At 61.4% G+C, this 14080-nt stretch carries 15 protein-coding genes and 1 other RNA gene; 12 read left to right on the top strand and 4 right to left on the bottom strand.

The window, feature by feature from the left end; genetic code table 11:
* The first annotated feature begins 89 nt into the window (after positions 1–89).
* The gene (locus tag TG4357_RS05545; RefSeq protein WP_306345477.1) at positions 90–494 is read left to right on the top strand and encodes a GtrA family protein; all 405 of its coding nucleotides are present in this window, start codon (positions 90–92) and stop codon (positions 492–494) included.
* A gap of 6 nt (positions 495–500) precedes the next feature.
* On the opposite strand, the gene TG4357_RS05540 is transcribed toward TG4357_RS05545, so the two are convergent.
* Entirely contained in the window at positions 501–1868 is a 1368-nt protein-coding gene (locus TG4357_RS05540) for a UbiA family prenyltransferase (protein WP_058261873.1), read from the bottom strand.
* A gap of 208 nt (positions 1869–2076) precedes the next feature.
* On the opposite strand from TG4357_RS05540, the gene TG4357_RS05535 reads away from it, so the two are divergent.
* The 3 genes from TG4357_RS05535 to TG4357_RS05525 are packed head-to-tail and all read left to right on the top strand — an operon-like array spanning position 2077 to position 5847.
* Entirely contained in the window at positions 2077–3120 is a 1044-nt protein-coding gene (locus TG4357_RS05535; RefSeq protein ID WP_058261872.1) for an NAD-dependent epimerase/dehydratase family protein, read from the top strand.
* A gap of 1 nt (position 3121) precedes the next feature.
* Positions 3122–4870, top strand: coding sequence for a hypothetical protein (locus TG4357_RS05530; RefSeq protein WP_058261871.1), 1749 nt, complete (start codon positions 3122–3124; stop codon positions 4868–4870).
* Positions 4867–5847, top strand: a complete 981-nt coding sequence (locus TG4357_RS05525; RefSeq protein WP_058261870.1) for an SUMF1/EgtB/PvdO family nonheme iron enzyme — start codon at positions 4867–4869, stop codon at positions 5845–5847. The genes TG4357_RS05530 and TG4357_RS05525 overlap by 4 nt, the downstream gene beginning before the upstream one ends.
* Before the next feature lie 84 nt (positions 5848–5931).
* Here TG4357_RS05525 and TG4357_RS05520 read toward each other — a convergent pair whose 3' ends face one another.
* A complete protein-coding gene (locus TG4357_RS05520) occupies positions 5932–6837 on the bottom strand; it encodes a hypothetical protein (RefSeq protein WP_058261869.1) in 906 nt (301 codons plus the stop codon).
* A 241-nt stretch (positions 6838–7078) separates the two neighbouring features.
* On the opposite strand from TG4357_RS05520, the gene TG4357_RS05515 reads away from it, so the two are divergent.
* The 8 genes from TG4357_RS05515 (at position 7079) to TG4357_RS05485 (ending at position 12640) form a co-directional block, all read left to right on the top strand.
* Positions 7079–7735 (top strand): ceramidase domain-containing protein, encoded by a 657-nt coding sequence (locus TG4357_RS05515; protein ID WP_058261868.1) that lies wholly within the window; start codon positions 7079–7081, stop codon positions 7733–7735.
* 33 nt (positions 7736–7768) lie between these two features.
* Entirely contained in the window at positions 7769–8056 is a 288-nt protein-coding gene (gatC, locus tag TG4357_RS05510) for an Asp-tRNA(Asn)/Glu-tRNA(Gln) amidotransferase subunit GatC (protein WP_058261867.1), read from the top strand.
* Positions 8056–9543: an Asp-tRNA(Asn)/Glu-tRNA(Gln) amidotransferase subunit GatA gene (gene gatA, locus TG4357_RS05505; protein WP_058261866.1), complete on the top strand. Its 1488-nt coding sequence runs from the start codon at positions 8056–8058 to the stop codon at positions 9541–9543. Before gatC ends, gatA begins: the two co-directional genes overlap by 1 nt.
* Before the next feature lie 35 nt (positions 9544–9578).
* The gene (locus TG4357_RS05500) at positions 9579–10313 is read left to right on the top strand and encodes a hypothetical protein (protein WP_058262391.1); all 735 of its coding nucleotides are present in this window, start codon (positions 9579–9581) and stop codon (positions 10311–10313) included.
* Positions 10306–10995 carry an N-acetylmuramoyl-L-alanine amidase gene (locus TG4357_RS05495; protein WP_367889516.1) on the top strand — a complete coding sequence of 230 codons (690 nt, stop codon included), beginning with the start codon at positions 10306–10308 and terminating at the stop codon, positions 10993–10995. The genes TG4357_RS05500 and TG4357_RS05495 overlap by 8 nt, the downstream gene beginning before the upstream one ends.
* An 11-nt stretch (positions 10996–11006) precedes the next feature.
* Positions 11007–11408, top strand: an RNA gene (gene rnpB, locus TG4357_RS08350) — RNase P RNA component class A.
* A 199-nt stretch (positions 11409–11607) separates the two neighbouring features.
* Positions 11608–11775: a 50S ribosomal protein L33 gene (gene rpmG / locus TG4357_RS05490; protein ID WP_058261865.1), complete on the top strand. Its 168-nt coding sequence runs from the start codon at positions 11608–11610 to the stop codon at positions 11773–11775.
* 178 nt (positions 11776–11953) lie between these two features.
* Positions 11954–12640: a VIT1/CCC1 transporter family protein gene (locus TG4357_RS05485; RefSeq protein WP_058261864.1), complete on the top strand. Its 687-nt coding sequence runs from the start codon at positions 11954–11956 to the stop codon at positions 12638–12640.
* 41 nt (positions 12641–12681) lie between these two features.
* Here TG4357_RS05485 and TG4357_RS05480 read toward each other — a convergent pair whose 3' ends face one another.
* Positions 12682–13116, bottom strand: coding sequence for a hypothetical protein (locus tag TG4357_RS05480; RefSeq protein ID WP_058261863.1), 435 nt, complete (start codon positions 13114–13116; stop codon positions 12682–12684).
* 173 nt (positions 13117–13289) lie between these two features.
* Positions 13290–14027 carry a Bax inhibitor-1/YccA family protein gene (locus tag TG4357_RS05475; RefSeq protein ID WP_058261862.1) on the bottom strand — a complete coding sequence of 246 codons (738 nt, stop codon included), beginning with the start codon at positions 14025–14027 and terminating at the stop codon, positions 13290–13292.
* Positions 14028–14080: the final 53 nt, after the last annotated feature.

Raw genomic sequence — 14080 nt, 5'->3', positions numbered from 1 at the left:
TGACAACCTGCGCAATGCGGTGTCGAATTCACCCTTGCAAAGCCTGCGGTCAGCTTTCATGACATGCCAAGGGGGACGCGACCGTGAACATGTCGACGCTTGTTATCCGTTATGCCGGCTTCGCCATTGTGGCGACGCTGATCAATCTGGCGGCGCAGCGCGGGGTGTTCTGGATCAACGCGGCATGGTTTTTCCCGGCGATGATCGCGGGGACGGGATCGGGATTGATCGCCAAATACCTGCTCGACAAGCGGTGGATTTTCTACGATGCGGCGCGGCCCGCCGGTGAAGAGGGGCGCAAGTTCCTGCTGTATACCTTCACCGGGATCGGCACGACATTGCTGTTCTGGGGCAGCGAAACCGCGTTCTGGTTGGTGTGGAAAACCGACGCAATGCGCGAAACCGGTGCGGTGATGGGCCTGAGCATCGGGTATCTGGTGAAATACAATCTCGACCGCAGGTTCGTGTTTTCCAACGTCCCCGGACCGCGCTGATCCGGGTCAGGCGGACAACATCACCAGGATAAGCGCGGCCAGAATGATCGACATGCCGATACGGTCGTGCAGCACGAAGCGCAGCGGGTCGAAATCTTCCAGCCCGTGCAGGCTGAGTCGGACCACGCGAAACAGCCAGACCACCATCGGCACGGCCACAACCGCCAACAGCGACTGATAGTTGTAAAGCAGCGCTGCCTCGGGGCCGAAAACATAGGACAGAAATAGCCCTGCCGACACCGGAATTACGACGTAAGACGCCCATTCAAGCCAACGCAGATCGGAGGGCCGATAGCCGCGCCGGGGCAAATGGCCATCGATATGCAGGCGGCTCAGCGCGGTGATCCGCTTGACGCAGGCCAGCACGAAAAAAACCGCGAAGGCAGAGGCCAGCAATGGCAATGGCACCGCGACCTGAACCGCAACGGCCCCGGTCAGCAGCCGCAGCAGGAACAGGCAGGCCAAGGTGATGACATCCAGCCAGCGCCATTTTTTCAGCCATAAGGAATAGCTCAGGCTGCCGGTCATATATAGCGCGGTCAACGCCGCCACCGCCGGGCTGACCAGCAGCGCCAAGCTCAGCGATATCAGCACCAAAGCCGCGCTGGCGCGGGTCGCCACTGGGATCGGCAACGCCCCAGATGCGATTGGGCGGTTGCGCTTTTCGGGGTGGTGGCGGTCGCCGTCCAGATCGAGAAGATCATTCAGGATATAGATCGCGGACGCACCCAAGCTGAACCCCGCAAAAGCCAGCGTCGCCTGCGCGAATGGCATCGCTTCAAATCGATGCGCCGCCAGCAATGGCACGAACAGCAGGATGTTCTTGATCCATTGATGTGGCCGCAATTCGCGCAGCAAAGCGGCCCAGGTCCAGCCATCTTCGACGACATCGACGGGTTGCTGTTGTCGCGCCTGATCCGGGATTTCAGGGCCTTCATCGGGCCCACCGATATAATCGAACCCGCCCGTCCCGAACCGGGAGGACAGGAAAGCGGCCAACGCCGCGCCGTTCAGGTCACGGTCGGGTTCGGTCCCAAAATGCGGCCCCGGCAGGGCCAGCCGCGCCGCCACGGCATCGACCAGCGCCTGATCCGCGCTCGCTACCAGATGCACTTCGCGGCCTTCTGCGACCGCCGCGCGGGCGTGATCGACGATATCTTCGTGCAAAGGCAGATAGTCAGCCGCCGGGGCGGCGATCCCGGCCAATGACCGCACCCCACCGCCCGCCGCCAGATGCCGCAGCGTTCCCGGCACATCATGGCCCAAAGCGGCCCAGAAGCTTTCATAGCCAAGATCGGTCCGCAACAGGGCCCCTTCCAGATGCACGATCAGCGGCACCTTTTGCGGATGCGGGGAAGCAGGGGTCATTTCCATTCGGGGTGCGCCTGTTAAGCTGTGATATTGGGCCGGGGGGCCTGAGTTTGGTTGATGTTATCCTCGGTCCCAAGGAATACCAACCGGGGTTCTGGTATCCCTTGATGCAGATCATGTTCGACCGGGCGGCTTTGTTCCAACTTGGAATGCAATGAACACGCGAATAGGATCGGCGGCGCTGGCGACCGTTGGCCGGAAGAGGCATAGTATGGAAAAGAAACGCTTTCTTGTGACCGGCGGTGCCGGTTTCATGGGGATCAATCTGGTACGCTACCTGCTGGACCGGGGCCACGAGGTGCGCAGCTATGATATCGCGCCTTTCAGCTATCCCGAAGCAGACCGGATATCGGAGTTGCGCGGCGATGTCCGCGACCGGTCCCTGCACGATGCGGCCTTTGACGGCATTGATGTGGTGGTGCATTGCGCCGCCGCCTTGCCGCTGGCCGAACCGGAGGAAATCCATTCCACCAATGTCGACGGCACAAGAACCATGCTGGACGCCGCGCGGGACCGCGGTATCGACCGGTTCATCCATATTTCCTCGACCGCCGTTTACGGTATTCCCGACCATCATCCGCTGACCGAAAACGATGCCATGATCGGGGTCGGCCCCTATGGCGAATCCAAGGTCCAGGCGGAACATGTCTGCATCGAAGCCCGCGACAAGGGGCTGACCGTTTCGGTGCTGCGGCCCAAAAGCTTTGTCGGGCCGGAACGGCTTGGCGCGTTCGAACTGCTGTATGAATTCGCAGCCGACGGCCACAGTTTCCCGGTGCTGGGATCGGGGGATAACCTGTATCAGCTTCTCGATGTCGATGACCTCAATCAGGCGGTTTACCTGTGTGCCCATGGTGACGCTGCGGTGGTCAATGATGTGTTCAACATTGGCGCGGAACGCTTCGGCAGCCTGCGGCAAAGCTTTCAGGCGGTGCTGGACCGGGCCGGATTCGGCAAGCGTATCATCGGATTTCCCGCCGCCCCCGCGATCTGGACGTTGCGCGCGCTTGAGGCGCTGCACCTGTCGCCGCTGTACAAATGGATTTACGAAACCGCCGGCAAGGACAGTTTCGTCAGCATCGACAAGGCCAAGGACAGGCTGGGATACCGGCCTGAACATTCCAATGAAGAAGCATTGATCCGAAATTACGAATGGTATCTGTCCAACCGTGACCGCATTTCGGCGCAAACCGGTGTGACCCACCGGGTGCCATGGAAAAAGGGCGCGCTGGCGATGCTGCGCTGGGTGATCTGAGATGGTGCGCGTGAGGGTGAACCGGATCGCAATGGGATTGGCGGCAGCGGCCTTGGCCGGGGCAGCGGCGGCGCAGGATGCCGATACGCTGACCCGGCAACGCGAAGCCTATGACGCGGTGGCGGCAAAATCCGTGATCGATTTGCAGATGTTCCGCGACACGGTGGCGGCAACGGATGCTGAAACCGGCCAGCATGTCACGCTGATATCGCTCAATCCCGGGGTCGGGGCGTGGTATCTGTTGCAATTGCGCGATGGTCCCGACGGCAAGCCAATCGAATTTCACCTCGAAAACCCCGATCCCGACAGCCAAAGCGTTGCCTTGCGCTTGGGCACTGCCCCGGCGCTTCTCCTCACCACCGCCAAGGGCGAAACGATCTGCACCCCGTGGGCCGACGGTGCGGCGGCGCTGACCGACGCGCGCAAAAGCGGAACGGCCTATGCGCCGATCTGTGACGGGGGGCTGTTCTTGCGCAATCGGGTGACGGGGGCGCGGACCAGTATCGAAACCGCGACCGATTTTCTGCGCGACAATGTTTGGGGCGGCGAAACCATCGTGCGCTTCGTGCGTGACAATTTTTACAAGGATTCACAGCTGGAAACCAGCGATGCGCTGGGCACCGGCGGGGTGGGCGGCGTCGATGCCGGCCCTAACCCGATGCAGGGCAACGGCGCCCCGGAAGACCAGACTGTGATTTCCACCTTGCTTGATTTCGGTCTCAAGGGGGCGCAACCGGGCCGGATGACCATCGGGCAATGGTATCCGGTGGACGGGTTGGAAGGGGTGTTCGCCAGCGCGTTTCAGCCGCGCGCGATCAGCGACGGTGTTTTTGCCACCCCCGGCGCCAACCGGCTGGACGGGGTCGAATCCCGCGCCACCGGCTATATGGTTGCTTTCGATCTTGGGCTTTATGACATCGGCTATGCGGTGGGCACAGATCACCCGGCGCTGGGTTGGTCTTCGCGGCCCCCCTCTTCGGTCCGTCCGCGCGGCCTGCCCGGGCCGGATGGGATCAGCACCGCGCAACCGCTGGTCACGCTGGGCATGGTCAACCCGGTCATCGCCAGCCGCGCGGTGGCCACCTTCACCGGCGGCTTCAAACGCCAGCATGGTGCGTTCAAATACGGTGATTACGCGGGTACCCATCTGGGCCATCATTACGGATTTATCGAAAAGGGCGTGGTGCTGAGCAAATTGCAGCCCGACCTGTCGACGCTGTACCGGCTGACCGATGGCACCATCGTGATGAAGACCTGGCAGGAAAGCGATAATGCGCTGCTGCCCAAGATCACCTTTGCCCGGCAAAACGGTGTGCCCTTGGTGGTGACCGATCCCGCCACCGGCCAGCCGGTGCCGGGCGACCGGGTGACCCAATGGGGGCCGGGCAACTGGTCAGGATCGGCCGATGCCGATTTGCGGACTTTGCGCGCCGGGGCCTGCATGGCGCAGGCAAATGGCCACCGGTACCTGATTTACGGCTATTTTTCGACCGCCACGCCATCGGCCATGGCGCGCACGTTTCAGGCCTATGGCTGCAATTACGCCATGCTGCTGGATATGAACGCGCTCGAACATACCTATCTGGCGCTTTACGTGGCGCAGGGTGGCAAACGGCATGTCGAACATCTGGTGCCCGGCATGTCGCTGATCGAAAAGAAGGCCCGTGGCGGCACCATCATCCCCCGCTTCATCGGGTTTGCCGATAACCGCGACCTGTTTTACCTGACCCGGAAGGAACCCAAGCCATGACTGCCCGGTTTGTCTTTGCGATCCTCGCCGCCTTGCTGAGCCTGACCGCGCCCGCTCGGGCCGGTGCCCTGCAAGAGGCCAACGAGGTTTTGTTCAAACAGTTGAAATCCGAACACCGGCTCAGCGATGCCGAATTGCAGCGGGTGAAACAGATCTTTGCGACGTCGGGTTTCATGGGGCAGGGCAATCCGGCGATCACCCGGCACCCGATGACACCCGAGGATTGCCGTGCCCGCATTCCCGGCGGGGTGAACCAGTATAACAGCGCCCGCAACACCCGGATTTGCGGCGACAGATATATGGCACCGCTTTACGATCCGCGCCGCGAACGGCCCGAAGATGCCAAGGCCTGTATCGACATGTTCGAATTCCCCAACATTCCCTGTACCTATCCGGTGGTCTGGACCAAGGCCAAGGAAGCCGCCGAGGTGTGCGCCGCCGTCGGCAAGCGGATCTGTGATGCGCATGAATGGGAAGGGGCCTGCGCCGGGGCGCTGGAACCGCCCGATTATCCGTTTGGGGCCGGTTCCGTCGCGGCGATGCGCAGCATCCACAATTCCAAATACGCCGCCAGCGCCAGCTGGGCTTACGGCCCCGCCTTTCAACGCGGGGTCTGTGCCCAGAACAGCGAAAAAAGCGCTTCCTGCGGTGGCGGCGGATATAATAGCTGCGGATCGAACACCTATCCGACCGGCGCGTTTTCCAAATGCACCAGCGGGCTGGGGGTCTATGACCTGCATGGCAATGCGGCCGAACATATGAACCTGCCGATGGCACCGGATCAGATGGCCAGCACCGGCAGCACCAAGCTGGGCGTCACCGAAATGAAAGGCAGCTGGTTCATCTGGGACAAATACCGCGCCCATCCCGATTGGTGCCGCTGGCGTGCGCCGTATTGGCATGGGACGCGGGTGATGAGCCCGTCCAGCCACGAAAATTATCACCTTGGCTTCCGCTGCTGCAAAACCATCGATTGAACCACGATCTGCGGCCCTGAAACGCAAAACGCCAAGGGCCTTTGAGCCCTTGGCGTTTTTGTTTTCTGCCCGAAAAAGTGCGGTTCAGTACTGCCGCGCCAGCAGGTTCTGGGGATCGGAAATCGGGCCTTCGCTGCTGACGATATAAGACAGTTCGCGGTCCTGTATCAGCTTGGTCAGGTCTTCCGCCTTGCCGTTGACGAAGGCGGTGCGGCTGATCAGCCGGACGCCATGGCTGTAATCGGCATAGGCCGCGCCGTGAACGGTGCTCAGCGGCTGGATCGGTTTGCCGTTGGGACGGTGCCAGCCATAAATCGCCACCCGGCCCGGTTTCTGCCGCAGCCGGTTGGTCAGCACGATGTCTTTTTTCTGACCGGCGGTCAGCTGCGCCATGTCGCGGCTTTCCTGTGCGCGCTGGGTGTCCAGCGTGTGATTATGTTCCAGCAGATAGGCGGTGGATTCCATTTGCGAGGTGGGTTTCATCGGCCGCGGCGCCAGATGAACGCGGGCCTGATGGTAAATCGCATCGACCATCTTGGTGGTCGGCAACAGGAAGCCGGTTTCATTGGCGATCTGTGCTGCGGCGGCCAGCCCCATCGGCACCCGGACGAAATCGCGGTCATCGCCCACGGCCAGATATTCCGGCATCACGCAAAGGGTGACGCGGACCTCTTCGCCATTTTTGCGGGTGCCGGTGATTTCAACCGGTTTCAGCTGCCGCAGGAAGGAGGGAATATTGCCAGCCAGAACCTGCCCCAGCACTTCGTGATCGCGCTTGGTGCCGCTGACCTTTTGCAGTTGCGACATGACTTCGCTGCCCGAGGGCGCGCGCGAGGCGCGTTGCGGGATGTCTGCGGTGAGGGGTTGTGGGCAGGTTACTGCCGCCTGCGCGACCGTCGCGCCCATGAAAAAGATCGCAAAAGAAACCAGCGCGCCCGTGCTGCGCGCAACAAAACCGTTGCCTGCCATATCCTGCCACTCGCCTGCCATTATAAAAATCTCAGCATAGGTTTCAGGTTCCCGACCCCGGATCAAGTTGCCGGCAACACCATGCGCGAGAACCTGCCGAAACCTGAGGAAATCTGCAGATTCACGCCGAACCGGGCCCGGTTCGGCCCGGTTTGAAACCCGGATTGGTTCAGATTTTGCAAGGGCGCGCCCTTGTCAGGACGGGGAGTTTTCGGCACCGCTGTGACATGCGTAATTTTCAGCAAGATGATGGGGCTGGACGATGGATTGGCTGCTAGCGGTGGATGGCTATTGTGAACGCACCGGGGCGAATTACTGGTCCGAGCCGGTCAATGCGCTGACCAATCTGGGGTTTGTGCTGGTGGCCTTGGTGCTTTGGCCGCGCATGGCGGGGCTGGGCTTGGCGCGGCTGCTGAGCGCCAATCTGGCGCTGATCGGGATCGGGTCATGGCTGTTTCACACCCATGCGCAGGTCTGGGCCGGGTTGGCCGATACCGCACCGATTCTGTCTTTCGTACTGATCTATGTCTTTGCCGCCCACCGGGATTTCTGGTGCATGTCGCCGGGATGGTCCTTTGGTGCGACGCTGCTGTTCTTTCCCTATGCCGCCCTCACGGTCCCGCTGTTCCAACTGCTGCCGGGGCTGGGATCTTCGGCCGGATATGCGCCGGTGCCGCTGTTGATCGCGGCCCACGCGGTGCTGCTGCGCCACCGTGCGCCCGCCACGGCAAAGGGCTTGGGTATCGGGGTGGCGCTTCTGACCCTTTCGATCCTCTTTCGCAGCCTCGACGCGCCGCTTTGCACGGTCTGGCCGATGGGGACGCATTTCGTCTGGCATCTGCTCAATGCCGCGATGCTGGGCTGGATGATCGAAGTCTATCGCCGCCATATGCTTGCGGACGGATCGTCACGGCGCTAAACGCTGTTGCAACTGGAAAACGGAGATCTGCAGATGTCGATCGACACCCAAACCGCCGCCAAGGTGGCCAAGCTTGCCCGGATCAAGGTCGAGGAAGATGCGCTGCCGGCGCTGGCCAATGAATTCAACACCATCCTGGGCTTCATCGAACAGCTCAACGAAGTCGATGTCGACGGGGTGGAGCCGATGACCTCGGTCACGCCGATGCGTCTGAAACGGCGCGAAGACGTCGTGACCGATGGCGGCATGCAAGACAAGATACTGGCCAATGCGCCGGATGCACGCGAAGGGTTTTTCGCGGTTCCGAAGGTGGTGGAATAATGACCGATCTGAACAAACTCTCCCTCGCCGAAGCCCGCGACAAGCTGCGCGCCAAGGATGTCACCAGCGTCGAGCTGACCGAAGCTTGCCTTGCTGCCATCGACAAGGCCGATGCGCTGAACGCTTTCGTACACAAGACCCCCGAGATCGCGCTGCAACAGGCCAAGGCCGCCGATGCGCGGCTGGCGCAAGGTAATGCGCCTTCGATGTGCGGCCTGCCGGTCGGCATCAAGGATCTGTTTTGCACCAAGGGCGTGCCCAGTCAGGCCGCCAGCCGCATCCTCGAAGGCTTCACGCCGGAATACGAATCGACCGTGAGCGGCAATCTGTTCAATGCCGGGTCGGTGATGCTGGGCAAGCTGAACATGGATGAATTCGCCATGGGGTCGTCGAACGAAACCTCGTGCTATGGCAATGCGGTGAACCCGTGGCGGCGCGGCGATGACGACACCGCGCTGACCCCGGGCGGATCTTCGGGTGGATCGGCGTCGGCTGTTGCGGCCGATCTGTGTCTGGCGGCGACCGGCACCGATACCGGCGGATCGATCCGCCAACCGGCCGCCTTCACCGGCACCGTCGGGATCAAGCCGACCTATGGCCGCTGTTCTCGCTGGGGGGTCGTTGCCTTTGCCTCGTCACTGGATCAGGCCGGGCCGATGACCAAGACAGTGCGCGATGCCGCGATCATGCTGGAAACCATGTGCGGGCATGATGCCAAGGATTCCACCTCTGCCGATATTCCGGTGCCGGATTTCGAATCGATGCTGACCGGCGACATCAAGGGCAAGAAGATCGGTATTCCAAAAGAATACCATATGGATGGCATTCCCGCCGAGATCGACAAGCTGTGGGAAGATGGCCGCGCCATGTTGAAGGATGCCGGCGCCGAGATCGTCGATATTTCGCTGCCGCATACCAAATACGCGCTGCCTGCCTATTACGTGATCGCCCCCGCCGAAGCATCAAGCAACCTGGCCCGCTATGACGGGGTGCGCTATGGCCATCGCGCCAAACTGGAGGCGGGCGACGGCATTACCGAAATGTATGAAAAAACCCGCGCCGAAGGCTTCGGCGCCGAGGTCCAGCGCCGGGTGATGATCGGCACTTATGTGCTGTCGGCGGGGTTCTATGACGCCTATTACAACCGCGCCCGCCGGGTGCGTACGTTGATCAAGAAAGATTTCGACGATGTGTTTGCTGCCGGGATCGACGCGATCCTGACCCCGGCGACGCCATCGGCGGCTTTTGGTCTGGGCGAAATGACCGATGCCGATCCGGTCAAGATGTATCTTAACGACGTCTTTACCGTGACGGTGAACCTGGCCGGTCTGCCGGGTATCAGCGTTCCCACCGGGCTGGATGCGCAGGGGCTACCGCTGGGGCTGCAACTGATCGGCCGCCCGTGGGAAGAAGGCGATTTGCTGAATACCGCCTATGCCTTGGAAAAGGCCGCTGGTTTTGTGGCAAAACCGGGTAAATGGTGGTAAGCCTTCGGGCAAACAGAAACGGGCAGGATTTCACGATGCGGTTTATCCTTTGTTCTTTGGCAGTTCTCGGGCTGGCGGCTTGCGATGCGTCGATTCCCGACAGCAATCCGGGCGTCGGTTTCGACAGCTATGCCGATCAACGGCAAAAGCAGGCCGCGCGCGATGTCGCGCTGGCCGGTCAAGGGCAACCGCTGGCAGCCCCGATGGCAGTGTCCGAAGAACAACTCGGCTATACAAGCACCAACAGCGCGACGTCGTATGGAACCGAAGAAACCGAAGCCGAACGGTTGGCCGCGGCAACTGCGGCGGCGTTGAATTCGGGCGAACAGCCGATCGATGCGACCCCGTTGAACCCGGCGCCGCAGGTTGCTTTGGGACCAAGCGGCATTTCCACGGAAAACGATTTCGAGGATGTTTCGACCCTGCGCTCCATCGAAAGCGATGCGCAGAAGATCGAACAGAACCGGGCGCAATATGAAGTCGTTCAGCCGACCGACCTGCCGACGCGCCCCGGAAATACCGGACCCAATATCGTCAATTATGCATTGTCGACCACGAACCCGGTGGGACAGCAGATGTATTCGCGCTTTGCCGCCAGCGAAGGCCGGGCAAAGCGCAATTGCGCCAAATACATGTCACCCGATCAGGCGCAGGCTGCATTCCTGCAAAAGGGCGGGCCGCAGAAGGACCGTTTGGGTGTTGATCCCGATGGGGATGGTTATGCCTGTTCGTGGAATCCGGCCCCGTTCCGCAAGGTCAGCGGTGGCTGACAGGCCGGACCCGATCCCGCATCCTTCGCCGAATTTCGGGCCCCGCCGCGATGGCGCGCGCCCCGATCTGATCGTTTTGCATTATACCGCGATGACCAGCGCCGAGGCGGCGCTGGATCGGCTGTGCGACCCGCTGGCCGAGGTTTCGGCGCATTACCTGATCTGTGAACGCGGCCAAATCTGGCAACTGGTCGAAGAAGATATGCGTGCCTGGCATGCGGGGGCCGGGCAATGGGGCGCTGTTGGCGACATCAATTCCCGTTCGATCGGGATCGAATTGGCCAATCTGGGCACGCATCCGTTTTCCCAACCGCAGATGGCGGCGCTGGAGGCACTGCTGCGTCGGATCATGGCGCGCTGGCCTATTCCGCCCGAACGGGTGATCGGCCATTCCGACATGGCCCCGGATCGCAAATACGATCCCGGTGCGCGTTTCGACTGGCAGCGTCTGGCGCGGCAGGGATTGTCGATCTGGCCCGAAGCTGCGGAGCCGGGGGATTTCTTCACCGATGCCGCGCGGTTCGGCTATGGCATTGACCGGTTCAGCCCCGAAGCCGTCTTGGATGCCTTTCGCCTTCGGTTCCGGCCCGGTGTCACCGGACCGCTGGACGAAACCGACCGGGGCTTGATTGCAGACCTCGCGGCACGCTTCCCCGTTGACCAATCCACCCCGACCGCCTAGATCACACGAGCGCGGAGGGACGGATGGCCGCTTGGGCCGCAAGGCCCGGGAGGAAAGTCCGGACTCCACAAGGTAAGGGTGCCGGGTAACGCCCGGCGGGGGCAACCCCAGGGAAAGCGCCACAGAAAACAAACCGCCCCTGTCCGCAGGGGTAAGGGTGAAACGGTGGGGTAAGAGCCCACCGCGGGACTGGTAACAGGACCGGCACGGCAAGCCCCACCCGGAGCAATGCCGAATAGGGGCCTCGCGCGGGCATGATCCGGTTCGCCGGATATCACCGCAGGGTCTGCCTTGACCCAGAGGCCCGGGTTGGCAGCTATAGGCGGATCGGTAACGGTTCGTTCAGAGGAATGGTCATCTCGGGCGGGGCAACCCGCCTATGACAGAATCCGGCTTACAGGCCCTCCGCGCATTTCATACCGTTGCCGTGATACGATGATCGGAGCGGGTTTGGGGCAGGGGGGATTGCCATCACCCGAGGGGAATTCGGCCCGCCGTGCCAGGAACGTCAAATAGCGGTTGACTCGGGGCACGGAAGCCTTACAAGGCGGGCTTCAAGGATTCCACGGGCGGCCCGACTGACCCGTTTCGAATGAGACTGGAGATAAACAAATGGCGAAGCCAACGACGATCAAAATCCGTCTGAACTCGACCGCAGACACGGGCCACTTCTATGTGACCAAGAAGAACGCCCGTACCATGACCGAAAAGATGGTTGTACGTAAATACGACCCGGTTGTGCGCAAGCATGTCGAATACAAGGAAGGCAAGATCAAATAAGATCTTCCCTGACCTGACGATTGAGAACGCCGCGCAGCCCCGAGCCGCGCGGCGTTTTTCTTTTGTGCGTGGCCCGGTCTTGACCGCACCGCGCTTTAAGTCGCAGCACGATTGTTCAAGTTTCCCCTCAACAAGCCCCCTGCAATCGCATATCCCATTGCCGAAGCAGGAGAAGACGATGCCGAAAGAAGGCCATTACATCAATCGCAGCAGTTGGCTGCGTGCCTCTATTCTGGGCGCCAATGACGGGATCGTTTCGACCGCCAGCCTGCTGGTCGGGGTCTTGGCCGCAGGGATGGACCGGTCCGGCGTGTTGCTGACCGGGCTGGCCGGCCTGACCGCTGGGGCGTTTTCGATGGCGGCGGGGGAATATGTGTCGGTGTCGGCGCAATCAGATACCGAAGCCGCCGATCTGGCGCGTGAACTTATCGCGTTGGAAGAAGACCCGGAATATGAACTCTACGAATTGTCAGAGGGGTTGCGGGCGCGCGGCGTGTCGTCGGGTCTGGCGCTGCAGGTGGCGCGTGAAATGACCGAACATGATGCGCTTGATGCCCATGCCCGAGAAGAACTGGGGCTGACCGAAATGACTGGTGCCGACCCGCTGGAAGCGGCCATCGCGTCGGCGCTGGCCTTTGCGCTGGGCGGTGTCCTGCCCTTGGCCGGGGCGGTGATCACGCCCAATGGGATCGGTATGCCGGTGATTGCCGCGATCACCATGCTGGCGCTGGCGCTGCTGGGCGCTCTGGGGGCTTGGCTGGGCGGGGCCCCCAAGGGGCCGGGCGTTGTCAGGGTGCTGTTCTGGGGCGGTCTGGCAATGGCCGTGACCTTCGTGGTCGGGCTGCTGTTCGGCGTGGCGACCTGAGCGGCAGAAACGGGCCGACGACACGGCCCGCTGTTACGATGTTACCGCGCCACGATCTGCGCGTCTTGCAGAATGACCGCCTGCCAGGTTTCCGGGTCGTCGATCCGGTTCAGGGTGCCGCGCACCGTGATGCGCACAGAGTCATCGGTCATTGCGATCGGATCGGCCAGGGTGATTTGCAGATTGGCACCATGGTCAGAGCCGCCGCAAAGCGGGCATAGCCCCATATCCGACACCATGATCAAGTCGCGGACTGTTTCGCCCGGGATCATCGGGGCAGCATAGCCGGTGATTTCGAAATTCCGCGATCCCTGTTCCAACCCGGCTGGATAGGTCTTGCGGACCTCATAGCTGGTGTCGGTGATGATCTCTTCGATCCCGATCTGGTTCAGTAGGTGCCATGCATCGGGTTGGGCTGAAGCGGTCGTCGCGGCGGCGCTGAAAACGGCGGCAAAGGCATAGCGGCTGGTTTGCATCGGTCATTCCCTATCTGTCGCGCGAATTATGCTGCATTTTAGGCGGCAAGGGAAACCTGTTTTTGGGCTTGTGCAACTTCTTGCGAATGACATCGGGCGCAGCAGTCAACACGCCCCACGCAACAAAAAGGCCGCCCCGAAGGGCGGCCCGTTATTCTAATCTTCGATGGTGCTTATTCGCGGTTGCCCAGCAGTTGCAGCAGCATCATGAACAGGTTGATGAAGTCCAGATACAGGCTCAACGCGCCCATGATCGCCGCCTTGCCCAGCCATTCGCTGTCGCCGCTATGGGCGTGCTGAAGGTAGGTCGACTTGATCTTCTGGGTGTCATAGGCGGTCAGACCGGCAAAGATCAGCACACCGATGATGGAAATCGCGAAGTTGATCGCCGGCGACCCAAGGAAAATGTTGATGATCGAGGCGACGATGATACCGATCAGCCCCATGATCAGGAACGATCCCCAGCCCGAAATGTCCTTCTTCGTGGTGTAGCCCCAAAGCGACAAGCCCGCGAAGGAAATCGAGGTGACAAGGAAGACTTGCGCGATCGAGAAGCCGGTGAAGGCCACGAAGATCCAGCTCAGGCTAAGCCCCATCACCGCCGCGAAGACATAAAAGAAGGTCTGCGCACCGGCTGCGGACAGGCGGTTCAGCGCCGCGCTGAAGGCAAAGACCATGATCAGCGGCGCGAACATGACGATATAGCCCAGAATATTGGGGCGCAGCGTCATCGGATCGCGCAGCATGCCCAGCAATTCGGGCGACGTGCCCACCGCCCATGCGACCGCGAAGGTCAGCAACAGGCCGATGGACATGGTGCCATAGACCTTGTTCATATGGGCGCGCAGGCCCGCGTCAATCTGGGCCGTGCGGGTGCCCGCAGCGTTCCGGATCGTGTCGAATTCAGCCATTAAAGCCTCCGATTGGTAAACTGTTTTGCCCCATTCGAGGGGCTTATAGTGAA

Source organism: Thalassovita gelatinovora (assembly GCF_001458355.1).
In the GTDB taxonomy this organism is placed as follows: Bacteria; Pseudomonadota; Alphaproteobacteria; order Rhodobacterales; family Rhodobacteraceae; genus Thalassobius; species Thalassobius gelatinovorus.
The sequence above is the reverse complement of the archived record's forward strand: the minus strand, read 5'-3'. Positions and strand labels throughout refer to the sequence as shown.

What these genes read in the sequence shown, in the direction of transcription:
- rpmG (WP_058261865.1), top strand. Translation starts at nt 11,608, where the DNA reads ATGGCGAAGCCAACGACGATCAAAATCCGTCTGAACTCGACCGCAGAC.
- TG4357_RS05475 (WP_058261862.1), bottom strand. Translation starts at nt 14,027, where the DNA reads ATGGCTGAATTCGACACGATCCGGAACGCTGCGGGCACCCGCACGGCC.
- TG4357_RS05540 (WP_058261873.1), bottom strand. Translation starts at nt 1,868, where the DNA reads ATGGAAATGACCCCTGCTTCCCCGCATCCGCAAAAGGTGCCGCTGATC.
- TG4357_RS05525 (WP_058261870.1), top strand. Translation starts at nt 4,867, where the DNA reads ATGACTGCCCGGTTTGTCTTTGCGATCCTCGCCGCCTTGCTGAGCCTG.
- TG4357_RS05485 (WP_058261864.1), top strand. Translation starts at nt 11,954, where the DNA reads ATGCCGAAAGAAGGCCATTACATCAATCGCAGCAGTTGGCTGCGTGCC.
- TG4357_RS05535 (WP_058261872.1), top strand. Translation starts at nt 2,077, where the DNA reads ATGGAAAAGAAACGCTTTCTTGTGACCGGCGGTGCCGGTTTCATGGGG.
- TG4357_RS05480 (WP_058261863.1), bottom strand. Translation starts at nt 13,116, where the DNA reads ATGCAAACCAGCCGCTATGCCTTTGCCGCCGTTTTCAGCGCCGCCGCG.
- gatA (WP_058261866.1), top strand. Translation starts at nt 8,056, where the DNA reads ATGACCGATCTGAACAAACTCTCCCTCGCCGAAGCCCGCGACAAGCTG.
- TG4357_RS05530 (WP_058261871.1), top strand. Translation starts at nt 3,122, where the DNA reads ATGGTGCGCGTGAGGGTGAACCGGATCGCAATGGGATTGGCGGCAGCG.
- gatC (WP_058261867.1), top strand. Translation starts at nt 7,769, where the DNA reads ATGTCGATCGACACCCAAACCGCCGCCAAGGTGGCCAAGCTTGCCCGG.
- TG4357_RS05515 (WP_058261868.1), top strand. Translation starts at nt 7,079, where the DNA reads ATGGATTGGCTGCTAGCGGTGGATGGCTATTGTGAACGCACCGGGGCG.
- TG4357_RS05520 (WP_058261869.1), bottom strand. Translation starts at nt 6,837, where the DNA reads ATGGCAGGCGAGTGGCAGGATATGGCAGGCAACGGTTTTGTTGCGCGC.
- TG4357_RS05500 (WP_058262391.1), top strand. Translation starts at nt 9,579, where the DNA reads ATGCGGTTTATCCTTTGTTCTTTGGCAGTTCTCGGGCTGGCGGCTTGC.
- TG4357_RS05545 (WP_306345477.1), top strand. Translation starts at nt 90, where the DNA reads ATGTCGACGCTTGTTATCCGTTATGCCGGCTTCGCCATTGTGGCGACG.